The organism is Kitasatospora cineracea, assembly GCF_003751605.1.
In the GTDB taxonomy this organism is placed as follows: domain Bacteria; phylum Actinomycetota; class Actinomycetes; order Streptomycetales; family Streptomycetaceae; genus Kitasatospora; species Kitasatospora cineracea.
In genome coordinates this window covers 1,717,176-1,739,641 of sequence record NZ_RJVJ01000001.1, presented here as the reverse complement: position 1 = coordinate 1,739,641, position 22,466 = coordinate 1,717,176, and the positions used below count along the sequence as shown (strand labels likewise).

Sequence of the window (22,466 nt, the reverse complement as noted above, 5' to 3'; positions counted from 1 at the left end):
TCAGGGGGCGGCCGCCGGGATGGCGGCGAGCAGGCGGGCGGTGGCGGGGGTGGGGATGCCGTGGGTCCGTGCGGTGCGCAGGACGGCGCCGGCGATGGCGTCGAGTTCGAGGGGGCGGGCGGCTTCGGCGTCGCGTTGCATCGAGGACTTGGCGGTGGGCGGGAAGCGGTCGAAGACGGCGAGCAGGGTTTCGGCTTCGACGGGGGCTCCGGCGGCGCGGGCCACGGCGGCGGTCTCGGCGAGGACGGTGAGCAGTTCGGCGCGGTGCCGGGTGCGGACGGTGCCGGTGTCGGCGCGGTGGCGGGTGGTCAGCAGGGCGAACGGGGCGAGGAAGGAGAGCTTGTCCCAGAGCACCGCGTTCTCGTCGTCGCGCAGCCGGACACCGAGTCCGGCTTCGCGCAGGAGTTCCGCGAGGGGAGCGAACTCGGCTTCGGGGGCGGCGAGTTCGAGGTCGGCGAAGGGGCTGGTGTGGGCGATCCGGCCGGGTGCGGTGCGGGTCGCCTCGACCTTGACGGTGCCCGCGAGGACCCGGGCCGCGGGGAAGCGGGCGCGCAGCAGGGCGACGTGGTCGAGGCCGTTGAGCAGCGGGATCACGGTGGCCGGGCCGAGGACGTCGGCCGGGACGCGGTCGAGGGCTTCGGGGAGCGCGGTCTGCTTGACCGTGACGAAGAGGGTGTCCACCGGTTCGCGCAGCACGGTGCCGGCCTCGACCGGCACGGTGAACTCGCCGTGGTGGACGCTGTCGACGTGCAGTCCGCGTTCGCGCAGCGCGGCGGCGGTGCGGTCGCCGGCCAGGCAGCGGACCCGGTGTCCGGCGCGGGCGAGCAGGGCGGCGATCAGGCCGCCGACGCCGCCCGGGCCGAGGACGGCCACGGTCTGCCTGCTGGTGCTCATGGGTGCTCCTGGGGTGTTCCTGGGAGGGGCGGGTGCGTGGTGGCGGGTCGACACCCGCCCGCGTCGGGCCGCGTCCGGAGCGCGGGGGTGACGCGGGCGGGTTGCCGCCCTGGGCCCTGAACGATGGTCAAACCTGGCGCGGTCCAAGTCAATCCATGGGTTTGCTGGGGGTGGGCCGAGCTTAGGCTTGGGGGTCGTGACTCTTGATGATCTGCGGGTGTTCGGGGCGGTCTGCCGGGCCGGGTCGCTCAGTGCGGCGGGCCGGGAGCTGGGCTGCACGCAGTCGGCGGTGAGCCAGCACGTGAAGCGGCTGGAGCGGGAGCTGGGGCTGAGCCTGCTAGAGCGGCAGCCGCGCGGGGTGGTGCCGACGCCGGCCGGGCGGGTGCTGTGGGGGGCGGTGACCGAGGGACTGGGGCGGATCGACCAGGCGGTGCGGCGGATCGAGGAGCTCGCCCGGGCGGAGGGCGGGTCGGTGCGGGTCACCACCGGGGCGACGACCGTCCGGCACTTCATGGCCGCGGCGGTGGTGGACTTCCGGCGGCGGTTCCCGCGGGCCAGCCTGGAGTTCCAGACCGAGACGTCCAGCCGGGGCTGCTTCGACGCGCTCGCCGCCGGGGCGGTGGACCTGGCGTGGATCACGCTGCGGCCGGCGGGCGGGGAGGTGGAGCAGCGTCCGGTCGTGCACCTGCCCTGGGCGCTGGCGGTGGCGGCCGGGGACCCGCTGGCCGGGCGGGAGTCCGTCGAGCCCGCGGACCTGCAGGACGTCCGGCTGATCGGGCTGCCCGAGAACTCGACCGCGCGGACCCAGCTCGGCACCTGGCTCGCCGGGGCGGGGATCCGGCCGGTCTTCGACACCAGCGTCACGGACTGGGACACCGCGATCCTGCTGGCCGGGCTCGGGCTCGGCCGGGCGGTCGTCCCGGCGCTGCCCGAGTGGAACGGGCCGGGGCACCCGGACCTGCGACTGGTGCCGATCCCCGCGCTGCCGCCGCTCACCGCGGGCTGGGCGGTCCGCCGCTGGGACGCCCTCTCGCCGCTGGCCCGGGCCTTCGCGGACACCGTCGCCGAACACTGCTCCCGCCGGGAGGCGGGGTGAGGACGGGCGCGGGCGCGACGGGACGAGGGCGGGCGCGACGGGACGAGGGCAGGCGCGACGGGGCGAGGGCGGGCGCGACGGGGGTGTTGCGCACACGTCCGGATCACGCCTAGCGTGAGTCGCCGTTGATCCAGAGGTGATCCGTTCACATGGAGAGGCAGGACCTGATGATCCGTCAAGTCAGAACCGTGGCAAGGGCGGTGCTCGCCGCCGGACTGCTGGTCACCGGCGTGCTCACCGCCGCTCCCCCGGCGGCCGCGGCCACCGCGCCGACCGCGCTCGACACGTCCGACTACACGCTCAGCGCGGACTACCACCAGTACGACGCGCTCAACACCGCGCTGGTCTCGACGCTCGGGACCAGCGCCGTGCACACCGTGATGGACAACGCGAACCACGACCGGCAGGGGCTGGCGTCGTCCTTCTCGGTCGCCGGCCTGTCCGGCGGCTTCCGGTTCGACGACGGTGACGACGGCGACTGCCAGAGCTACCCGCAGGGCATCACCACCAGCCGGGACGCGATCGGCACCGCGAACAGCGGCAACTACGACGGCCACCAGCTGGTGCTGGTCAGCTGGTACACCAAGGACGGCTGCGACGGCGCCCAGCAGCGCAGCCGGATCACCCTGGTCGACTGGGACGCCACCTACCCCAACAAGTACCGCAAGATCCTCCTGGTGGAGCCGACCGGCACCACGGCCGCACCGAGCTTCAAGGACATCCCGGTCCACGCCGGCGGCGTCTCCTGGTACGGCGACTACCTGTACGTCGCCGACACCGGGCGCGGCATGCGGGTCTTCGACATGCGCAAGATCCTCAACACCGACACCGGCGGCACCGCCGACCAGATCGGCCGCCAGTCCGGGTCCGTCTACTACGCGCACAACTACGCCTACGTGCTGCCCCAGATCGGCACCGTCACCGCGCAGACCTCCGCCGCGGACAAGCTGGTGTGGTCGTCGATCTCCCTGGACCGGGTCAGCAGGTCGATCGTGATGACGGAGTACACCTGCCAGTCGGGCTGCACCGCCTACCCCAACCGGGCGCCGCGGGCGGTCCGCTTCCCGTTCGCCTCCGGGGCCACCACGTTCGCCGCGACCACCACCGCCAGCCAGGCGCTCCAACTGCCCTGGTACAACCTCAACGGCGTGGCCTCGCACAACGGCCGCTGGTGGTTCAACTCCTCGAGCCAGAAGAAGCTCTACTACTGGACCCCGACCGCCGGGTCCTCCTCCTTCGCCTGGGTCAGCGGCGGCGAGAGCATCTCCTACTGGGAGGACGCCACCGGGCCCGACCTGCTGTGGTCCCTCCAGGAGCCCGCGAACAACCGGAACGTCTTCGCGGTCACCCAGGCCACCTACGGCGGCGGCTGACGGTCCGTCGGGTCGGCTCCCCGGTACCGGCCCCGGGCCGGTGCCGGGCCGGCCGGCCGGGGCGCGGAGAGGCACAGCACGAACGGCGAGCCGTCGGCGCCGGGCGTCCAGCCGTCCGCCAGGGCGACCCGGACGCCCGCGGCGACCTCGCCCGGCAGGACGAGCTGCTCCGGCACCTCCTCCGGGGGGAAGACGGCGGGCCGCCCGGTGTCCACGACCAGCGTCGTGCCGGGGCGGGCGGCGTGCTCCACCGCGTAGCCCAGGGGGCGCGGGTCGTGGTCGCAGCACCAGTGCTTGCTGCTCACCCGCCAGCGGTACTCGACGCCGTCGACGACGATCCGCCGGGAGCCCTTCTTCGCCAGTGCCACGTCCCGCCCCTGTCGTGAGAAACCCCGCCCGCGCGGGCCGGTGGGTCCGAGTCTCCCCGGCCGGCGGGCGGGTGTCACGGGCGCCGGGGCGCACCTCGGGCTACCACCGCCCCCGCCCGTGCGCGAGACTCGGCATCACCTCCCGCACGGAGCCGGCCCGGATCGCCTGCTGACCGGGCACGTGCCGGAGGGGCACGCACAGGAGGCGGCGCGGTGGCGGACAGCGGAACCCTGGACGGGACGGACACCGAGGACGGGGCGGGCAGCGCGCACGTCCCCGGGCCGCGGGCACCCGGCGACGGCGACGGTGGAGGCTGCGGCCGGACGCCCCGGCGGACGGTGCTGCGGCGGCTGGGCGTGCTGGTGCTCGCCCTGGTGCTGCTCTGCCTGCCGCCGTGGTGGACGCTGCTCGCCTCCGGCGCCGACTGGCCGCTGCCGGTGGTCCTGGCGGGCACCGCCGTGCTGCTGGCCTGGATGGTCGGCTTCCCGTTCCTGATGGTCGCGGGCCACCGCCCGCGGTCCCGCGACGACCGGGCGGCCCGGATCGCGGACACCAGCCTGGGCGTGGTGTGGGTGCTGTTCACCTGGTCGGTGCTGGGCGGCCTGGCGGACCTGCTGCTGGCCGGGTTCGGCGTCGGCGGCACCGGCCGGGCCCGGCTCGTCGCGGCGGCCGTCCTGCTGGTGTCGGCCGTCCTGCTGGCCTGGGGGCACCACGAGGCGATGCGGGTGCCCCGGGTGCGGCGGTTGGACGTCCGCCTGCCGCGGCTCGGCGCCGGCCTGGACGGCACCCGGGTCGTGGTGCTGGCCGACACCCACTACGGGCCGATCGACCGGGCGGCCTGGTCGGCGAAGGTCACCGAGGCGGTCAACGCGCTGGCGGCGGACGTGGTGGTGCACGCCGGCGACATCGCGGACGGCACCCCCGACCGGCGCCGCGCGCAGTCCGCGCCGCTGGGCGCGGTCCGGGCCGCCCTGGCCCGGGTGTACGTGACGGGCAACCACGAGTACGGCGGCGAGGCCCAGGGCTGGCTGGACCGGATGGCCGAGCTGGGCTGGGAGGCGCTGCACAACCGGCACGTGGTGGTGGAGCGCGGCGGGGACGCCCTGGTGCTGGCCGGGGTGGACGACGTCACCGCGGCGTCCTCCGGCGAGGCCGGGCACCGGGCCGACCTGTCCGGCGCGCTGGCCGGGGCGGACCCGCAACTGCCGGTGCTGCTGGTCGCCCACCAGCCCAAGTACGTGCCGCAGGCGGTGGCGGCCGGGGTCGACCTGCAGGTCTCCGGGCACACCCACGGCGGCCAGATCTGGCCGTTCCGCTACCTGGTCCGGCTGGACCAGCCGGTGGTGCAGGGCCTGAGCCGGCACGGGGAGCGCACCCAGCTCTACACCAGCCGGGGCACCGGCTTCTGGGGGCCGCCGTTCCGGGTGTTCGCGCCGAGCGAGATCACCCTGCTGACGCTGCGCGCGGGCGGGGCGTGACGGCGCCGCACGCGGGCGGGGCGTGACGGCGGGGCGTAGGGGCGGCCCGGCCCGGTCGGCGTGGTTCAGCGGGCCCAGGACGGGATCCAGCCGCCGACGACGGGGGCCGTGGTGGCGGTGGCGGCGGCGAGGTGGGCGCGCAGCGCCGGGAGGGCGGGGTGCGGGTCGTCCCGGCGGTGCAGCAGCGAGTGCGGGTAGACCGGGACGGGGTCGGTGACCGGGATGCGGCGCAGGCCGTACCCGGTGGGCCAGACCAGCCGGGTGTCCTCGCCCATGAAGGTGGCCAGGGCGGGGGTGTCGGCGATGGTGTCGAGCAGCGCGTCGGAGCCGAAGTTGGGGCCGGTCGACTCGATGGTCAGGCCGAACTCGCCCGCCAGCGCCTCGTAGTAGGCGCCCCACTCGCTGCCGGGGAGGAGGCCGGGCATCCAGATCCGGTGCCCGGCCAGTTCGGCGAGCGGCACCGTGCGGGCGGCGGCGAGGGCGTGCGCGGGGCCGGTGAGCAGGTGCAGCGGCTCGTCGACGACCCGGACGGCGGTGAGGTCCTCGGGCAGCGGCCGGCCGGGCATGGCGACGGCCCGGAACGAGGCGTCGACGCTGCCGGAGCGGATCGCGGCGACGGCGGCCTCGATGTCGAGCAGCATCACGATGTCCAACTCGACGTCCGGGTGGGCCCGGTGGAAGTCGCGCATCAGCCGGGCGGCCGCCCCGCGCGAGTTGATCACGTCGACCCGCAGCGGGCGGCGGCCGGCCCGGACGGAGGCGGCGGCCCGGTCGGCGACCCGCAGCAGTTCGCGGGCGTGCGGCAGGAACGCCAGGCCGTCGATGGTGGGTTCGGCGCCGCGCGGGGTGCGGGCGAACAGCCGGACGCCGAGGTCGCGTTCGAGCCCGGCGATCCGCTTGGAGACGGCCTGCTGGGTGACCGCCAGGTCGGTGGCGGCCTTCTGGAACTGGCCCGCCTCCGCGACGGCGACGTAGGTGCGTACGGCTTCGAGGTCCATGACGCCCACCCTACTGAACAATCACAGGTTGTTGATCGGTCGGTAGGGAGCGGCACGACCTGCGAAAATGCCTCACAATGGTCAACCACCAGTTGTGCGGTGGCCACCCGGGTCGGTTGGCCGGATCCGGTCGGGCCGGCGGCCCGCCAACCTGGCGTTCCGGCGGGAAGAGCCCGGGATTCAACCCGCGTACACGCTGTTTCCACGTCGGGTCGCCAGAGTTCCGCCCCGTGCCTAACTCACACTCGCGTGTCGGCGTCGCCTCCCTGTGCGCCGCGTCCCTGACCTTCTCCGGGCTGGTCGTCACCGGGCTGCTCGCCGCGCAGCCCGCCGCGGCCGCCGACCCGGCCGGCTACCAGAACGTGCGCATCAACGAGGTGAGCTCCGCCAACAGCGACACGGTGGAGCTCTACAACAGCGGTTCGACGGCGGTGAGCCTCAGCGGCTGGAAGATGTCCGACGACGGCTTCTCCCCGCAGTCCTTCAACCCGTCCGCGAGCAGCATCCCGGCCGGCGGCTTCGTCACCTTCAACTCGCCCAAGGGGCTGGGTGATTCGGACAAGGTGGTGATCTACACCGCCGACGGCACCGTGGTCGACCGGGTCGACTGGGCCGCCGGCAAGGCGAAGCCCGCGATGGCCCGCTGCGGCGGCGACGGCACCGGCACCTGGGTGACCGGCACCGGCACGACCACCTTCGGTGCGGCGAACGCCGCCGGCTGCCCGGCGTCGCCGCCCGCCGCGAGCCGGGTCCGGATCAACGAGGTCAGCTCGGACGGCTCGGACACCGTCGAGCTGTACAACGGCGGCACCAGCGCGGTCAGCATCGGCTCGTGGAAGTACGTCGACAACGACACCACGCACTCCGCCGCCTCGATCTCGTCCTCCGCCCCGAGCGCGACCAGCATCCCCGCGGGCGGCTACGTCACGTTCGGCTCGACCATCGGCCTGGGCGGCAGCGACTCGCTGTTCCTGCTCGACGGCAGCGGCAACACCGTCGACTCGGTCAGCTGGGCCGCGTCCGGCGCCTCGCCCTCGGACGAGCGCTGCGCCACCGGCTTCCAGACCTCCGCGAGCGCGACCTTCGGCGCGGTGAACTCCTGCGCGGGCAGCACCCCCGGCGGCGGCACCGGCGGCGGCACCGCCGGCCAACTGCTGGGCGGCGGCGGCACGTTGACCAGCGGCTGCACCCCGGAGGCCCCCGGCGGCACCGGTTCCACCCCGTCCGGCACCCAGTCCTGGCCCGGCGGCCTGGACGTCACCATCGCCGACAACGTCTGCGCGTTCACCACCTCCACCGGCCCCGAGGGCCGCGACGTCAGCGGGCTGGCCTTCGACCCGGCGAACCCGTCCGTGCTGTGGGCCGCCAAGAACAAGAACTGGCTGTACAAGCTGGTCAAGAGCAACGGCAAGTGGGTCCCGGACGCCACCTGGAGCGCCACCGGCAAACAGATCCGCTTCGCGGGCGGCACCGGCCAGCCCGACTCCGAGGGCCTGACCGTCGGCGGCAACGGCCACCTCTACGTGACCTCCGAGCGCGACAACGGCAACAACACCGTGCCGAAGGACACCGTCATGGAGTTCGACCCGGCGGCCACCGGCAGCACCCTCACCCCGCTGCACCAGTGGGACATGACCGCGCAGTTCCCGCAGCTGAACACCGGCAGCAAGGACGACGCCAACCTCGGCTTCGAGGGCGTCGGCTACGTCCCGGACAGCTGGCTGACCGCCAACGGCTGGACCGACCCGCTCACCGGCGCCGCCTACTCCCCGGCGAACTACCCGCTGCACGGCGCCGGCCTGTTCTTCGCCGGCCTGGAGTACGACGGCACCCTGCACGTCTACGGCCTCAACTCGGACGGCAGCTTCACCACCTTCGGCACCGTCTCCACCGGAAAGCCGGGCGTGATGGACGTGACCTTCGACGCCGGCGCCCAGCGCATCGTCGCCACCTGCGACAACACCTGCGGCGAGACCCACACCTTCCTGAAGGTCAACGCCTCCGGCGCGATCGTCCCCGACGTGACCTACACCAACCCCGCCGTCATGCCGGTCGACAACCTGGAGGGCTTCGCCCTCGCCCCGGCCTCCACCTGCGCGGGCGGCTTCCGCGAGGCGGTCTGGAGCGACGACGGCATCTACGGCTTCGGCTCCGGCAGCTCCTCGTACGGCCACGCCCTCTACAGCGGCACCTTCCCCTGCTGACGCCCCGCTGATTCCCTGTTGATGCCCTGTTGATGCCCTGCTGATCACCGCCCGCCCGACACCGGGGCCCCGACCGCAGCACCACGCGGTCGGGGCCCCCGCCGTTCCCGGGGCGCCGCTCAGCCCCGGCCGTCCGCCGCGCTCCCCGCCCCCTCGGCAGGCCCGTCGGGCGCGCCCGGCCCGTCGGGCTCCGGCGCGGGCTTGGCGAGCAGCACGTCGCGGGCCTGCTCGGCGGCGCGCAGCAGCATCTCGGAGAGGTGGTCGAGGAACCGGGCGACGTTCTCCAGCCGCGTCCCGGCGGGGCTGGACGAGCCGAGGAGCGGCACACCCTGGCGGGCGGCGGCGGCCACCGCGGAGTTGGAGTGGGCGCTGGCCACCGCGGACTGGTACCAGATCTCGTCGTCCACCACGTAGCGCTCGCGGCGGCGCTCGTCGCGCTCCCGGCGGACCATCGACTGCTCGTCCAGGAAGGCCACCGCCTTGGACACCGACGCCGGGCTGACCTGGAGGCGCTGGGCGAGTTCACCGGCGGTCAGGCTGCCGGAGTCGGTGACCAGCAGTGCGGCCAGCACCCGGGCGGGCATCCGGCTCAGGCCGGACTGCATGAAGACGGTGGTGATCGACTCCTCGAAGGCGCCGATCGCGCCGGGGTCGCGTCCGTCGCCGGGGCGGTCGGCCGGGCGCGGGTCGCGGGACGGCGCGGTCCGGCGGTGGGCGCGGTGCTCGGTGGCCCGGTGGGCGAGGTCGGCCCGGTAGCCGGTCGGGCCGCCGTTGCGCATGACCTCGCGGGTGACGGTGGAGGTCGGACGGTCGAGCCGGCGGGCGATCTCCGCGTAGGCGAGGTCGTCGGCCAGCCCCAGCGCGATCTGCTGGCGCTCCTGCTGGGTGAGCCTGCCTCCCGGCATCGGGGGCCTCCTTCTGCGGTGCGTGACGTTGCCGCGCCCAGCATAGCGTTCACCCTCAGCCTATTGCAACGAATACCTCCCCTGACGTTGCGTTAGCTTCAGCACCATTGCAACGATTTATCTACCCTGAACTGCACTGATGCCATTCGATTGCAACAAGCTTGTTGCTCGATCCTTGAACGCAACGTAGCGTTTCCAATGTCAGAAACGAAGCGGCGCCGCACCGGCACCGCACCGCGAACAGGGAGCCCCCCATGCAGAAGTTCCACACCGCCGCCCCGATCACCGTCGCCCTGGACATCCCGGCCGGCCTGGTCCGGTTCATCGCCGCCGACCGCACCGACACCGTGGTCGAGCTGCTCCCCGCCGACCCGGCGAAGAGCCGCGACACCAAGGCCGTCGAGCAGACCGAGGTCGCCTACGCCGACGGCGTGCTGCGGATCACCACCGACGCCGCCGCGCACCGCCTGCTCGGCCCGTCCGGCGCCCTGGAGGTCACCGTGCAGCTGCCCGCCGGCTCCACGGTCGAGGCGAAGAGCGCGGACGCCCGGCTCCGGGGCGTCGGCCGGCTCGGCGACGTCGCCTTCGAGAGCGCCCGGGGCACCGTCAAGCTCGACGAGGCGTCCGCCGCCCGACTCACCCTGCAGGACGGCGACATCGAGGTCGGCCGCCTCACCGGCCCCGCCGCGTTCAGCACCCAGCGCGGCGACCTGACCGTCACCGAGGCGGTGCGCGGCACGCTCGACCTGACCACCAAGTCCGGCTCGATCTCGGTCGGCGTGGCCCGCGGCGTCTCCGCCTCGCTGGACGCCGGCACCGGCTACGGCCGCATCCACAACGCGCTGCGCAACGCCGACGACGTCCCCGCCGTCACCATCCGCGCCACCACCGCGCACGGCGACATCTCCGCCCGCACCGCCTGACGCGCCGCCACCTCACCGGCGCAGCAAGCCCCGCACGTCACACCCACTTCCCAAGGAGCACCTCATGACCGGCTTGGCCATCGCGGCGGACGGGCTGCGCAAGTCCTACGGCGACAAGGACGTCCTGAAGGGCGTCGACCTGGCCGTCCCCGCGGGCACGGTCTTCGCCCTGCTCGGCCAGAACGGGGCCGGCAAGACCACCGCCGTCAAGATCCTCTCCACCCTGGTCCGCCCGGACGCCGGACAGATCCGCATCGCCGGGCACGACGTGGCCACCGCCCCCCAGCAAGTGCGCGCCTCGATCGGCGTCACCGGCCAGTTCTCCGCCGTGGACGGCCTGATCACCGGCCGGGAGAACATGCACCTGATGGCCGACCTGCACCACCTGCCCAAGGCCGAGGGCCGGGCCAGGGCCGTCGAGCTGCTGGCCCGCTTCGACCTCACCGACGCCGCCGACAAGCCCGCCGCCACCTACTCCGGCGGCATGAAGCGCCGCCTGGACATCGCCATGACCCTGGTCGGCGACCCGCAGGTCATCTTCCTCGACGAGCCCACCACCGGACTCGATCCCCGCAGCCGGCACCAGATGTGGCAGACCATCCGCCGGCTCGTCACCGGCGGCACCACCGTCCTGCTCACCACCCAGTACCTCGAGGAAGCCGACCAGCTCGCCGACCGCATCGCCGTCCTGCACAACGGCACCATCGCCGCCCAGGGCACCCCCGACGAACTCAAGCGCCTCGTCCCCGGCGGCCACGTCCGCCTGCGCTTCACCGACCCGGCCACCTACCGCACCGCCGCCCGCACCCTGCCGCACGCCGCCCACGACGACGACGCCCTCACCCTGCGCGCCCCCAGCGACGGCAGCCAGCGCGCCCTGCGCACCCTCCTGGACCACCTGGACGCCGCCGGAATCGAAGCCGACGAACTCACCCTCCACACCCCCGACCTCGACGACGTCTTCTTCGCCCTCACCGGCGCCCCCACCAGCACCGTCCCCGCCCAGAACACCGCCGACACCGCCGACACCGCCGACACCGCCGACACCGCAACGGAGAACGCCCGATGAGCACCCCCGCCCTGGCCTTCCGCGACTCCGCCACCATGCTGCGCCGCAACCTCCTGCACGCCCGCCGCTACCCCTCCCTCACCCTCAACCTGCTGCTCACCCCGGTGATGCTGCTCCTGCTGTTCGTCTACGTCTTCGGCAACGCGATGAGCGGCGGCACCGGCCGCACCGCCTACCTCGCCTACCTCGTGCCCGGCATCCTGATGATGACCATCGGCTCGACCGTGATCGGCTCCGCCGTCTCCATGGCCACCGACATGAACGAGGGCATCGTCGCCCGCTTCCGCACCATGGCCATCCACCGCAGCTCGGTGCTGTTCGGCCGGGTCGTGGGCAGCGTCCTGCAGTGCGTCGCCTCGGTGGTGCTGGTCGGCGCCGTCGCCCTGGCCATCGGCTTCCGCTCGCACGGCGCCACCGCGCTGGAGTGGCTGGCCGCCCTCGGTCTGCTCGCCCTGGTCTCCCTCGCCTTCACCTGGATCGCCGTCGCCCTCGGCCTGGGCAGCCCCAACGCCGAGGCCGCCAGCAACGCCGCCATGCCGCTGATCCTGCTCCCGATGATCTCCAGCGCCTTCGTCCCCCTGCACTCCATGCCCGGCTGGTTCCAGCCCGTCGCCCAGTACCAGCCCTTCACCCCCGCCATCGAAACCCTGCGCGGCCTGCTCCTGGGCACCCACATCGGCAACAACTGGTGGATCGCCCTCCTCTGGTGCGCGGCCCTCACCGTCCTCGGCCACCGCTGGTCCCGCGCCCAGTTCGACCGCGACCCGCAGTAATCCGTGCCACCCGCCCCGCCCCGCGCACCGCCCCGGCCCTTCCGACGGCACGTCGAACCACCCGCACGGCAACGGCAGTTGACCACAGCGGGGAGGTGGTGACGAACCGTCGGAAGGGCCGTTCCGCGTACGCGTGCGCGCCCCGCACACCCGCTGCCGCCGCCGCGGACGGGCACGGACGGGGACGGTTCGCGGCGGGTGCCGTGGAGGTGGGGGTGGCGCTGCGGCGCCGGGGGTCGACCGCCCGGACGCCGGGGTTCCGCGTGTCGCGGTGCTGCCGCGCGGCGCCGGCGGGCCGTCGCGGAGGGCCGGAACGGGCGGTGTGCGCCGTCGTTCCGGGGCGGCAGGAAGGTGTGCGTCCTGCCGGACTTCAGTCACGTGCAGGGGCGTCGGGCGTCATCGCCCGCCACCGCCGGCGTCCTGCTCCGGTCGATGGCCCGCCCCGGGGGCGGTGGTCCGCCCTCCTCGGTGTCCTGCGGTTCAGTGTCCGGCGGCCCCCCGGGTCCAGACCGGGTCGAGGACGAGTGCGGTGAGCGCCTCGCCGGTCATCGGCGGCGGCCCGGCGTACAGGTCCTGGCCGTGGCCGGGGAGCGGGACGTTGCCGGACTCGGCCAGGACCTGGGTGCCGTCGGTGCGGTACAGCTCGGCCTGCCACACCTGCGGGAGGTCCGGCGGCATCTTCGGCAGGTAGAGCATCACGGTGCTGCCGTCCGGCTGCTGGACGAGGGAGCAGTCCGGCCGCTCGCCGCACAGGTTCGACGACAGGGGCACGCCCGCGGACGCGGCCGCGTTCGACCTGCGAATGATGCTGATCTGCACGGTGCCGGTCTTGGTGCCGTTGGTGACGGTGTACCCCGCGCCGATCGTGTCCGGCAGGGTGCGGACCGCCGCGGGGAGCCCGCCCTGCTGCTCGGCCAGCTTCTTCAACTCCTCTTCGCTGCCCGCCTTCTTCCGGTTGTCGAGCAGCGCCGGGTCGCCGTCCGGGTGGTACCCGGCCGGGAGCCGGGACTTGAGCAGCTCGGCGATCTCCTCGGCGGTGGCCGGCCCGGTGCGGGTGGCGCCGGGCGAGGCGGAAGCCGACGCGGACGCGGATGTCGACGCGGACGCGGTGCCCCCGCCGGCCGGGCCGACCGCGGTGGTGGCGGGCGTCGCCCCGCCCCCGAGGGCGGTCGCGCCGAGCACCGCGACGGCGGCGACGGCCGCGACGCTGCCCGTGACGGCGGCGAGCCGCAGGCCCCGGCGGCGGCGCCCCCGGTGCAGCAGTTCGGCCACCGGGGCCGGTCCGGCGGGTCCGTGACGGTCCGCCAGGTCCCGCAGGGCGCGGGACACCTCCTGGTCTTCGGTGTCGTTCATCGGATGACGCTCTCCTGGTTCTTCGACTGGTTGCCGGACAGCACGGTGCGCAACCGGGCCATCGCCCGGAAGTGCTGGCTCTTGACGGTGCCGACCGAGCAGCCGAGAGTCGCGGCGGTGTCCTTCTCCGAGAGGTCCTCGAAGTGCCGCAGCACGACCACCGCCCGTTGCCGGGGCGGCAGTTCGCGCAGGGCGCGGTACAGCTCGTCGGTCGTCTCCGGCGACGCCCCGCTTCCTGCGGGGGCGTCCGGCGGCTCGGCGGTGAGCAGTTCCCTCCGGCGGCGCCGCCACCAACTGATGTGGTTGTTGACCAGCATCCGCCGCAGGTAGGCGTGCGGATCCTCGGTCCTCATCCGCCCCCAGCGCACGTACAACTTGACCAGGCAGTCCTGGAGCAGCTCTTCGCCCCGGTGCCGGTCGCCGGTGATCAGCGTCGCGGTGCGCAGGTGCCGGGGCCAGGCGGTCCCGACGAAATCGGCGTAGGCGTCGTCCTCGGTTTTTCGGCTCACACCGACCAGACGCCGGGCCCCGCGGAAAGGTTGTCACCGCTTCCGGCACCGGGTCCGCGCGGCCGGCGCCGGGTCCGCGCGGCCGGCGCCCGACCGTGCGGAACCGAACGACCCCGGCCGGGGCTCCTGTTGACCACGGGGGGCGGCGTTCCGGCCGTCCCGCCGACCGGGTCGGAGGCCGTGCCGTGCTGCTCCTGCTGTTCCTCGTGCTGGTGCCCGTGTTCTTCGGGACGCTGGTCGCGCTGCTGGTGCGCTCCGGCCGCGCGGCGTTCGACCGGCGGTGGGAGCGGCTGCTGGCGCTGCTGCTGTCCGGGGCGGCCCTGCTGGTGCTGGGCCTGGTGCTGCTGCACCTCGCGGGCGCGGTCTTCACGGCGGAGGAGGGCGGCACCGACTCCTCGCCGATGCGGCCGTGCCGGATCCCCGGGAATCCCGCCGAGCACGTGATCGGCTACCGGATCGACCTGGTGCCGGTGGTCGGCTTCTCCTGCGTCCTGACCGACGGCTCCTCGTACGGCACCGACGAGGTCCCGGCGCACCTGACCCCGCTGGCGGTCGGCCTCGGCCTGCTGGCCGCCGGCGCCCGGTCCGCGGACCGGCGCCGGACCCGGGCCGAGGAGGCGAACGGCCTCACCGCTCAGTCGAGTTGAGCGGGCAGGCCGAACGGCGCGAAGTGCTCGGCCCCCAGGAAGGAGACCAGCCCGGCGATCCGGCCGTCCGCGGCCAGGTCGAGGACGGTGACCGACCAGGCGGTGTGCACCGCGTCGGCCGAGGCACCGAGGTAACAGGCCACGGCGGGACGGGAGTTGGCCTCGACCGGGACGGTCCGCCAGCTGGGGCAGCGGGTCAGCGGGACGGCCCGCGCGAACGCCATGACGGCGTCCCGGCCCCGGTACCAGTGCGGCAGCGGCGGCATCGACCAGGTGACGTCCTCGGTGAGCAGCGCGACCAGGGCGTCGGCGTCGCCGCGCTCCAGCGCCCCGCGGCCACCGTGGCCCGGGCCCGCGCGTCGCCGGGTCCCGGCGCGGACGGGGAACCGGACGGGGCGGCGGCGAGTCGGCGGCGGGCCCGGGCGAGCGCCGAGTTGACCGAGCCGGGGGTGGTGTTCAGCAGCCCGGCGATCTCGGCGACGGAGAACCCGAGCACGTCGAACAGCAGCAGCGCGGCCCGCTGGTTTCCGGGCAGCTGCTGGAGCGCCGCGACGAACGCCAACTCGACGGCCTCGTACCGCTCGTAGCGTTCGGCCGGGTCGCCGCCGGCCCCGGTGGGGTACGGGCCGAGCCAGGCCACCCCGGTGGCGGGCGCGCTGTCCAGGACGACCCGTTCGCTGGCCGGTCCGAGGTCGACAGGCAGTGCGCGCCGGCCGCGCCGCTCGGCGGCGTCCAGGCAGGTGCGGGTGGCCACGGTGTACAGCCAGCCGCGCAGTGAGCCGCGCCCCTCGAACCGGCCGATCCCGCGCCAGGCCCGCAGCAGCGCCTCCTGCAGGGCGTCGTCGGCGTCGTGCACCGAGCCGAGCATCCGGTAGCAGTGCGCGTGCAGCTCGCGCCGCAGCGGCGCGAGCAGCCGGGTGAACGCCGCGCCGTCCCCGGCCCGGGCGAGCAGCAGGTCCGCCGCGGCCCCGTCCGTTCCGCCCGGCCCGCCCGATCCGTCCGGTTCCGGAGAAACCTCGCTCATGGGCGACGATTCTGCCGCACCGCGCCGGTCTCCTCCTCGAACGGCTTTCCCGTTCCCGACCCCGAGGAGCCCCCGATGGCAAACGTTCCGCACACCGCCGCCTGGTTCGACCTGTCCTCCCCCGACGCCCCACGCGCCCGCGCCTTCTACGGCGGCCTGTTCGGCTGGCCGGTGCACGTCCTGGACGGGAGCGGGACGTACGCGCTGGTCGGCGACGACGGCGCCGGGCAGCCGACCGGCGGCATCGGCCAGGCCGGGCCGGACGCCCCGTACACCGGTTTCGCCGTCTACTTCCGGGTGGACGACCTGGACGCGGCCCTGGAGCGGGCGGTGGAGCTGGGCGGCGCCCGCCGCCTGGAGCCGCACCCGGTGCCGGGCGGCGACCGCCTGGCGGTGTTCACCGACCCGGACGGCAACGCGGTCGGCCTGCTCGGCAGGTGAGCGGGCAGCGGGCCCGCACCGTGCTCCGCGGTGCGGGCCCTCGTCCGCCGGGGCGTCAGCTCGCGGCGAGCAGCTCCAGGGTGTCGATCACCCGGTTGGAGAAGCCCCACTCGTTGTCGTACCAGGCGACCACCTTCACGTGGCGGCCGTCGACCCGGGTCAGCTCGGAGTCGAAGATCGAGGACGCCGGGTTGCCGGTGATGTCGGAGGAGACCAGCGGGTCCTCCGAGTACTCCAGCACGCCCGCCAGCTTGCCCGCCGCGGCCTCGCGGTAGGCGGCGAGCACCTCCGCGCGGGTGACGTCGCGGGCGACGACGGTGTTCAGCTCGACGATCGAGCCGACCGGCACCGGCACCCGGATCGAGTCGCCGGACAGCTTGCCGTCCAGCTGCGGCAGCACCAGGCCGATCGCCTTGGCGGCGCCGGTGGTGGTCGGGACGATGTTGACGGCGGCGGCGCGGGCCCGGCGCGGGTCGCGGTGCGGGCCGTCCTGGAGGTTCTGCTCCTGGGTGTAGGCGTGCACGGTGGTCATGAACCCGTGCTCGATGCCCGCGAGTTCGTCGAGGACGGCGGCCAGCGGGGCGAGCGCGTTGGTGGTGCAGGAGGCGTTGGAGACGATCGTGTGCACGGCCGGGTCGTACGCGTCGGTGTTGACGCCGTAGGCGAGGGTGACGTCGGCGCCGTCGGACGGGGCGGAGACCAGCACCTTCTTCGCGCCCGCGGTGAGGTGGGCGCGGGCGGCGTCGGCGGAGGTGAACCGGCCGGTGGCCTCCAGCACGATGTCGACGCCGAGTTCGGCCCAGGGCAGGTCGACCGGGTTGCGCTCGGCGAGGACCTTGATCCGGCGGCCGTCGACCACCAGGGTGTCGCCCTCGACGGTGACCGGGCGGCCGAGCCGGCCCGAGGTGGTGTCGTAGGCGAGCAGCCGGCCGAGCGCGGTGGGCTCGGTCAGGTCGTTGACGGCGACGACCTCCAGCTTGCTGTCGCGCTCCAGCAGGGCGCGCAGCACGTTGCGTCCGATGCGGCCGAATCCGTTGACGGCGATGCGGGTCATGGGTGGTGCCCTTCTCTGCGGCTCTCCTGCGGGGTGGTGTGCTTCCACTCTCGCTCGCCGGACGGGCGGTCGGCAGTGGCGCCCGTGCCACTGTTCGCAAGGATCGTGCCAGCCGGTCACTGCCCCCTGGTGAAGGTCCGCCGGTACTCGCTGGGCGTGGTCCCGAGGATCTGCTGGAAGTGCGCGCGCAGGTTCGCGCCGGTGCCCAGGCCGGTCTCGGCGGCGATCCGCTCGACGCTGTGCTCCGAGCGTTCCAGCAGCTCACGGGCCAGGTCGACGCGGGCCCGCAGCACCCACTGCATCGGCGTGTAGCCGGTGTCCTCGACGAAGCGGCGGGAGAAGGTGCGCGGCGAGACGGCGGCGTGCCGGGCCAGCGCCCGGACGGTCAGCGGCCCGTCCAGCCGGTGCAGCGCCCACTCCCGGGTGGCCGCGAACCGCTCGCCGACCGGCTCGGGCACGCTGCGCGGCACGTACTGGGCCTGGCCGCCGCTGCGGTAGGGCGCGGCGACCAGCCGGCGCGCGGTGTGGTTGGAGGCGGCCACCCCGAGGTCGCTGCGCAGCACGTGCAGGCACAGGTCGATGCCGGACGCGGCGCCCGCCGAGGTGAGCACGCTGCCCTCGTCGACGAACAGCACGTTCTCGTCCACCCGCACCTCGGGGTACTTGGCGGCCAGCGCCCGGGTGTAGTGCCAGTGCGTGGTGGCCCGGCGGCCGTCCAGCAGCCCGGTCGCGGCCAGCGCGAACGCCCCGGTGGAGATCGCCGCCAGCCGGGCCCCGCGGGCGTGCGCGGCGCGCAGCGCGTCGACCACGGCGGGCGGCGGGTCGTCCCGGTCGGGGTGCCGGTAGCCGGGCACGAACACCGACTCGGCCCACTCCAGCGCCTCCAGCCCGTGCGCCACGTGGTACGACAGGCCGTCCCCGCCCGCGACCAGCCCGGGCGCCGCCCCGCACACCCGCACCTCGTACGGCATGCTGCCCCGGGTGGAGAACACCTGCGCCGGGATCCCGACGTCGAGCGGCTTGGCGCCGTCCAGGACCAGCACGGCCACCCGGCGCAGACGAGGAGATGACATCCCCTCAGCGTAGGCGCCGCCCGCCGCCCGCCCCGGCCGGTCAGTAGGCGACGCCGAGGATCCGCCCGACGGTGTCCGGGTCGGACACGCCGCGCAGCATGCAGTGCGCGACGTCCGCCCGCGACACCTTCGACCCGCCGCGCAGGTTCTGCCCGTACGCGACCCGGTAGTCACAGGTCAGCGGGCCGTCGGTGAGCCGGGGCGGCCGCACCACCGTCCAGTCCAGGCCGCCGGCCAGCACCACGTCCTCCATCCGGGCCAGGTCCGCGTAGTGCGCGCGCAGCACCCGCTTCACCACCGGCGTCAGCACGTACCGCATCACCGGCCCCTCGCCCGGGTCGTGCCGCGGCGGGTTCGGCCGGTCCGGCGAGGCCACCGTCCCGACCGGCGCGGCACTCACCACCAGCAGCCGCCGCACCCCGGCCTCCCGCATCGCCCCCACCACCGCCCGCGTCCCGGCCTCCGCGACCCCGACCCCCGCCTTCCCGACCGCTCCCAGCCCGGACAGCACCGCATCCGCCCCCGCCACCGCCTCCCGCAACTCCCCCGCCCCGGCCCGCGCCAGATCCGCCCGCACCACCCGGACCCCCACGTCCCCCAACTTCCCCGGATCCCGCACCACCGCCGTCACCTCGTGCCCGGCCCCCACCGCCTGCTCCAACAACTGCCGCCCGATCCCCCCGCTGGCAGCCACCACAGTCAGCTTCATCGTCTTCTCCCGTCATCCCGATTAATCGTCAATTCCATTACCGAACACCACAGTTACCGCCCCCACTCGCCCCCCACCGGAGCCCGCGGCACAGCCGCACCCCCGCCGCCCCTGCCGGGCCTGCGCCGCATCCCCGTTCCCCTCCCACCCGCCGGAACCCCCGCCCCTCCCCCTCTCCCTCCCTTCCTCCCGCCGGAGCCCGCGGCGCAGCCGCACCCCCGCCCCTTCGACCGCCCACCGCCCTCAGCCCTCCTCCCCCACCCGCCGGAACCCCCGCCCCTTCCCCCTCCCCATCCCTTCCTCCCACCGGAGCCCGCGGCGCAGCCGCACCCCCGCCCCTTCGACCCTTCGACCCTTCGACCGCCCATCGGCCTCATCCCTCCTCCCCCACCCGCGCGAGCTTGTCCGGGTTGGTCACGAAGTAGATGTCCGTGACCTGTTCCCCGTCCGCCGACAGGTCCAGCACCAGCACCGCGAACGGTGCCGTGCCGACGAACAGGACGGCTGACGGGTCGCCGTTGGTGGTGGCCCACTGGACCCGGATGCCTTGCGGGGCCCGGGTGGAGCCGCCGATGAGCAGTCGGGCGATCTGTTCGCGGCCGTGCACCGGACGGGCCCCGGCGGCCGTCGCCTTGCCGCCGCCGTCGGCCCAGAGGGTGACGTCGGGGGCGAGCAGTTGCAGTAGCGCGTCGAGGTTCCCGCCGCCGACGGCGGCGGCGAAGCGTTCGGTGGCCTGGCGCCGGACGGCCGGATCGGCCCGGTAGCGGGGGCGCCGGGCGCGGACGTGTTCGCGGGCCCGGTGGGCGAGTTGGCGGACGGCGGCGGGGGTGCGGCCGAGGATCTCGGCGGTCTCCGGGTGGCTGTACCCGAAGACTTCGTGCAGCACGAACACGGCGCGTTCCAGCGGTGTGAGCGTCTCCAGCACGACCAGCAGGGCGATCGAGACGGCTTCGGCGCGTTCGCCCGGGTCTTCTTCGGCCGGGGCGACGAGCGGTTCGGGCAGCCAGGGACCGAAGTAGCTCTCGCGGCGTCGGCTGATCTCGGTGCGTCGGGCGAGTGCGGTGTTGACCGCGGTGCGCACCAGGTAGGCGCGGGGGTGGAGGATCGGTCCGGCTTCGGCGGACCGGTGTCGGCCGGACCAGGCGAGCCAGGTCTCCTGCAGGACGTCCTCGGTGTCGGTGACGGTGCCGAGCAGGTTGTAGACCATGGAGAACAGCAGTTCCCGGTGGTCGGTGAACACCTCGGTGGCCTCGTCCATCGCGTCGGTCTCCTCCGTTTTCCGCTTCCGGCTGCACCCCGAGAGTGGCGGATGCCCCGGGGTGTGACACGGAGGCGGGAGAAAACGCGGAGGAGGTCCGCGCCGCTGTCGGCGGCGCGGACCTCTGCGCAACGGTGCCCGGGCGTCAGCCCATGCTCTTCTGCCCGTCCAACGACTCCCGGATGATGTCGGCGTGCCCGGCGTGCTGGGCGGTCTCGGCGATGATGTGCAGCACGGTGCGGCGGGCCGACCAGCTCACGCCGGGGGCGAACCAGGGCGCCGCGGGCAGCGGCTGCGAGACGCCCAGGTCGGGCAGGCCGAGCAGCAGTTCGTCGGTGCCGCGGGCCACCGCCTCGTACGCGGTGAGCACGCCGAGCAGGGTCTCCTCGGGCAGCAGCCGGAACTCGTCCACCCGGGCCTGCAGGTCGGCCTCGGTGAAGGAGCTGAAGTCCGGCATCGCGGACGGGCCCCGGACGATGAACGCCGACCAGGCCCGCTCCATCGAGGTGACGTGCTTGATCAGGCCGCCGATGGTCAGCTCGCTGACGGTGGTGCGCTGCCGGGCCTGCTCGTCGGTGAGGCCGCGGGCGGTCAGCCGCAGGAAGTGCCGGATGGCGCGGAGCTCCGCGATCAGGTCGGCGTGCTCGGGGGTCGGCCCCTCGACGGTGGCGGCGGGGTACTGGCCGTCCTCGGTCTGGACGGTCTCGACGGCCTCGGCGGTCCGGGTGGCCTCAGTGGTCTCAGCGGTCTCGGTGATCATGGTGTCGCCCTCTCCGAAGTGCGGTGCCGTTGCGGTGCGTTGAGGTGCTCCGAAGCGGTGCTCTGCGCGCTCCCCCTCGCTTCGTGTTCCACGTTACGGGCCATTGCGGCCACTTTCCGTCCGCAATTGCCGGAGGATGGGAACCATGGCCGACACCAGTGCCCGCACCCTGCGGCTGCTCACCCTGCTCCAGTCCCACCGCTACTGGCCGGGCGAGGAGCTCTCCACCCGGCTGGGCGTCTCCGCCCGCACCCTGCGCCGCGACGTCGACCGGCTGCGCGAGCTGGGTTACCCGGTGGAGGCCCGGCGCGGCGTCGACGGCGGCTACCAGCTGGCCGCGGGCGCCGCGCTGCCCCCGTTGGTGATCGACGACGAGGAGGCGGTCGCGCTGGCCGTCGGCCTGCAGGCGGCGGCGGACGGCGCGGTGGAGGGCATCGCGGAGGCGTCGGTGCGGGCGCTGGCCAAGGTGGTCCAGGTGATGCCGGCCCGGCTGCGCCGCCGGGTGGAGGCGCTGCGGTCGGTCACCGTCCCCGCGCAGTGGCAGACCGACACCGCCGCCCGGATCGACCCGGACACCCTGACCGCCGTCGCCCTGGCCTGCCGGGACACCGAGCGGCTGCACTTCCGCTACCGGGCCGCCGACGGCACCGCCACCGAACGGCACACCGAGCCGCACGGCCTGGTCCGGCTCGGCCGCCGCTGGTACCTGGTCGCCTACGACCTCACCCGGCAGGCGTGGCGCACCTTCCGCCTCGACCGCCTCGCCGGCCCCGAGCCCACCGGCGCCCGCTTCCTGCCCCGTACCCTGCCGGCCGAGGACGCCGCCGAGTTCGTCCGGGCCGGCCTCCAGGGCCAGCCCCGCCCGCACCGGGTCGAGGCCCTGGTGGACGCCCCCGCCGCGACGGTCCGGCAGAAGATCGGCGCCTGGTCCGAGGTCGAGGAGATCGCCCCCGGCCGCACCCGGGTGCGGATGAACGCCGACGCCCTGGAGTGGCCCGCGATGGCCCTCGGCTCGCTGGAGGCGGACTTCCGGATCGTCTCCCCGCCCGAACTCGCCGCCCTGCTGGCCGCCTGGGGCGAACGCTTCACCCGCTGCACCGGCTCCGACGAACAGGCAGAATCGGGCCGGTGACGACACCGCAGCTGCTCACTCCCGCCGAGGCCGCCGAACGCTCGGGGTTCAGCCTGGACACCCTGCGCTACTACGAACGGATCGGCCTGCTCACCTCCATCACCCGCGCCACCAGCGGCCACCGCCGCTTCACCCCCGAGGACATCGGCTGGCTCGGCATCCTGCGCTGCCTGCGCGACACCGGCATGCCGATCGCCGACATGCGCCGCTACGCCGAACTCGCCCGCACCGAGGGCCCCGACAGCCTGCTCGGCCGCATCGAACTCCTGGAACGCCACGACACCGCCGTCACCGACCAGATCGCCCTCCTGGAACGCCAACGCACCCACCTCCGCGACAAGATCGACCACTACCGCGGCGTCCTCGCCCAGGACTGACCCCTTGTCGCCGGGCCCCTGGGCAGCGGAGCTACCCGGCGGTAGGG

The 22,466-nt window shown here is 74.4% G+C and carries 24 protein-coding genes; 11 read left to right on the top strand and 13 right to left on the bottom strand.

Features of this window, described 5'->3' with window-relative positions; genetic code table 11:
* Window positions 1–894, bottom strand: a complete 894-nt coding sequence (locus EDD39_RS07920) for a ketopantoate reductase family protein (protein WP_123554313.1) — start codon at window positions 892–894, stop codon at window positions 1–3.
* A gap of 196 nt (window positions 895–1,090) precedes the next feature.
* Between EDD39_RS07920 and EDD39_RS07915 the strand changes: the two genes are divergently transcribed.
* A complete protein-coding gene (locus EDD39_RS07915; RefSeq protein WP_123560239.1) occupies window positions 1,091–1,990 on the top strand; it encodes a LysR family transcriptional regulator in 900 nt (299 codons plus the stop codon).
* A 149-nt stretch (window positions 1,991–2,139) separates the two neighbouring features.
* Complete coding sequence (locus EDD39_RS07910; protein ID WP_244256639.1) at window positions 2,140–3,363, top strand: hypothetical protein; 1,224 nt, start codon at window positions 2,140–2,142, stop codon at window positions 3,361–3,363.
* Here EDD39_RS07910 and EDD39_RS07905 read toward each other — a convergent pair.
* Window positions 3,348–3,731, bottom strand: coding sequence for a hypothetical protein (locus tag EDD39_RS07905; protein ID WP_244256638.1), 384 nt, complete (start codon window positions 3,729–3,731; stop codon window positions 3,348–3,350). The genes EDD39_RS07910 and EDD39_RS07905 overlap by 16 nt on opposite strands.
* 213 nt (window positions 3,732–3,944) lie before the next feature.
* Between EDD39_RS07905 and EDD39_RS07900 the strand changes: the two genes are divergently transcribed.
* Complete coding sequence (locus EDD39_RS07900) at window positions 3,945–5,210, top strand: metallophosphoesterase (protein ID WP_425269660.1); 1,266 nt, start codon at window positions 3,945–3,947, stop codon at window positions 5,208–5,210.
* Between the two features lie 65 nt (window positions 5,211–5,275).
* On the opposite strand, the gene EDD39_RS07895 is transcribed toward EDD39_RS07900, so the two are convergent.
* Window positions 5,276–6,208: a LysR family transcriptional regulator gene (locus EDD39_RS07895; protein ID WP_123554311.1), complete on the bottom strand. Its 933-nt coding sequence runs from the start codon at window positions 6,206–6,208 to the stop codon at window positions 5,276–5,278.
* Between the two features lie 230 nt (window positions 6,209–6,438).
* Between EDD39_RS07895 and EDD39_RS07890 the strand changes: the two genes are divergently transcribed.
* Window positions 6,439–8,412, top strand: coding sequence for a lamin tail domain-containing protein (locus EDD39_RS07890; RefSeq protein WP_244256637.1), 1,974 nt, complete (start codon window positions 6,439–6,441; stop codon window positions 8,410–8,412).
* 119 nt (window positions 8,413–8,531) lie between these two features.
* On the opposite strand, the gene EDD39_RS07885 is transcribed toward EDD39_RS07890, so the two are convergent.
* Window positions 8,532–9,317 (bottom strand): helix-turn-helix domain-containing protein, encoded by a 786-nt coding sequence (locus EDD39_RS07885; protein WP_123554310.1) that lies wholly within the window; start codon window positions 9,315–9,317, stop codon window positions 8,532–8,534.
* A 254-nt stretch (window positions 9,318–9,571) separates the two neighbouring features.
* Here EDD39_RS07885 and EDD39_RS07880 point away from each other — a divergent pair, with 254 nt between their 5' ends.
* The 3 genes from EDD39_RS07880 (at window position 9,572) to EDD39_RS07870 (ending at window position 12,082) form a co-directional block, all read left to right on the top strand.
* A complete protein-coding gene (locus EDD39_RS07880) occupies window positions 9,572–10,240 on the top strand; it encodes a DUF4097 family beta strand repeat-containing protein (protein ID WP_123554308.1) in 669 nt (222 codons plus the stop codon).
* 64 nt (window positions 10,241–10,304) lie between these two features.
* The gene (locus tag EDD39_RS07875; RefSeq protein WP_123554306.1) at window positions 10,305–11,309 is read left to right on the top strand and encodes an ATP-binding cassette domain-containing protein; all 1,005 of its coding nucleotides are present in this window, start codon (window positions 10,305–10,307) and stop codon (window positions 11,307–11,309) included.
* Window positions 11,306–12,082 carry an ABC transporter permease gene (locus tag EDD39_RS07870; protein ID WP_123554304.1) on the top strand — a complete coding sequence of 259 codons (777 nt, stop codon included), beginning with the start codon at window positions 11,306–11,308 and terminating at the stop codon, window positions 12,080–12,082. The genes EDD39_RS07875 and EDD39_RS07870 overlap by 4 nt, the downstream gene beginning before the upstream one ends.
* Window positions 12,083–12,562: 480 nt before the next feature.
* Here EDD39_RS07870 and EDD39_RS07865 read toward each other — a convergent pair whose 3' ends face one another.
* Window positions 12,563–13,435, bottom strand: a complete 873-nt coding sequence (locus EDD39_RS07865; RefSeq protein WP_123554302.1) for a hypothetical protein — start codon at window positions 13,433–13,435, stop codon at window positions 12,563–12,565.
* Window positions 13,432–13,944, bottom strand: coding sequence for a SigE family RNA polymerase sigma factor (locus tag EDD39_RS07860; RefSeq protein ID WP_123554300.1), 513 nt, complete (start codon window positions 13,942–13,944; stop codon window positions 13,432–13,434). The genes EDD39_RS07865 and EDD39_RS07860 overlap by 4 nt, the downstream gene beginning before the upstream one ends.
* Window positions 13,945–14,129: 185 nt before the next feature.
* On the opposite strand from EDD39_RS07860, the gene EDD39_RS07855 reads away from it, so the two are divergent.
* Window positions 14,130–14,591 carry a hypothetical protein gene (locus tag EDD39_RS07855; RefSeq protein WP_123554298.1) on the top strand — a complete coding sequence of 154 codons (462 nt, stop codon included), beginning with the start codon at window positions 14,130–14,132 and terminating at the stop codon, window positions 14,589–14,591.
* On the opposite strand, the gene EDD39_RS40715 is transcribed toward EDD39_RS07855, so the two are convergent.
* Window positions 14,579–14,884, bottom strand: a complete 306-nt coding sequence (locus tag EDD39_RS40715; protein ID WP_244257131.1) for a sigma-70 family RNA polymerase sigma factor family protein — start codon at window positions 14,882–14,884, stop codon at window positions 14,579–14,581. The two genes, EDD39_RS07855 and EDD39_RS40715, sit on opposite strands and share 13 nt — an antisense overlap.
* Window positions 14,788–15,615, bottom strand: coding sequence for an RNA polymerase subunit sigma-70 (locus EDD39_RS07850; RefSeq protein WP_244256636.1), 828 nt, complete (start codon window positions 15,613–15,615; stop codon window positions 14,788–14,790). The genes EDD39_RS40715 and EDD39_RS07850 overlap by 97 nt, the downstream gene beginning before the upstream one ends.
* Window positions 15,616–15,690: 75 nt before the next feature.
* Between EDD39_RS07850 and EDD39_RS07845 the strand changes: the two genes are divergently transcribed.
* Entirely contained in the window at window positions 15,691–16,056 is a 366-nt protein-coding gene (locus EDD39_RS07845; protein ID WP_123554296.1) for a VOC family protein, read from the top strand.
* 55 nt (window positions 16,057–16,111) lie between these two features.
* Here the strand turns inward: EDD39_RS07845 and gap are convergent, their stop codons facing one another.
* The 5 genes from gap to EDD39_RS07820 all read right to left on the bottom strand — a co-directional run bounded on the left by gap (window position 16,112) and on the right by EDD39_RS07820 (window position 20,910).
* The gene (gene gap / locus EDD39_RS07840) at window positions 16,112–17,110 is read right to left on the bottom strand and encodes a type I glyceraldehyde-3-phosphate dehydrogenase (RefSeq protein ID WP_123554294.1); all 999 of its coding nucleotides are present in this window, start codon (window positions 17,108–17,110) and stop codon (window positions 16,112–16,114) included.
* Between the two features lie 116 nt (window positions 17,111–17,226).
* Window positions 17,227–18,183 carry a GlxA family transcriptional regulator gene (locus tag EDD39_RS07835; RefSeq protein WP_123554292.1) on the bottom strand — a complete coding sequence of 319 codons (957 nt, stop codon included), beginning with the start codon at window positions 18,181–18,183 and terminating at the stop codon, window positions 17,227–17,229.
* Between the two features lie 40 nt (window positions 18,184–18,223).
* On the bottom strand, window positions 18,224–18,892 hold the full coding sequence (locus EDD39_RS07830; RefSeq protein ID WP_123554290.1) for an NAD(P)-dependent oxidoreductase: 669 nt from the start codon (window positions 18,890–18,892) through the stop codon (window positions 18,224–18,226).
* A gap of 373 nt (window positions 18,893–19,265) precedes the next feature.
* Window positions 19,266–20,150 carry a sigma-70 family RNA polymerase sigma factor gene (locus tag EDD39_RS07825; protein ID WP_123554288.1) on the bottom strand — a complete coding sequence of 295 codons (885 nt, stop codon included), beginning with the start codon at window positions 20,148–20,150 and terminating at the stop codon, window positions 19,266–19,268.
* Between the two features lie 145 nt (window positions 20,151–20,295).
* On the bottom strand, window positions 20,296–20,910 hold the full coding sequence (locus EDD39_RS07820; protein WP_123554286.1) for a DinB family protein: 615 nt from the start codon (window positions 20,908–20,910) through the stop codon (window positions 20,296–20,298).
* Window positions 20,911–21,055: 145 nt separating this feature from the next.
* Here EDD39_RS07820 and EDD39_RS07815 point away from each other — a divergent pair, with 145 nt between their 5' ends.
* Window positions 21,056–22,042 (top strand): helix-turn-helix transcriptional regulator, encoded by a 987-nt coding sequence (locus tag EDD39_RS07815; protein WP_123554284.1) that lies wholly within the window; start codon window positions 21,056–21,058, stop codon window positions 22,040–22,042.
* Window positions 22,039–22,419 carry a MerR family transcriptional regulator gene (locus EDD39_RS07810; RefSeq protein WP_123554282.1) on the top strand — a complete coding sequence of 127 codons (381 nt, stop codon included), beginning with the start codon at window positions 22,039–22,041 and terminating at the stop codon, window positions 22,417–22,419. The genes EDD39_RS07815 and EDD39_RS07810 overlap by 4 nt, the downstream gene beginning before the upstream one ends.
* Window positions 22,420–22,466: the final 47 nt, after the last annotated feature.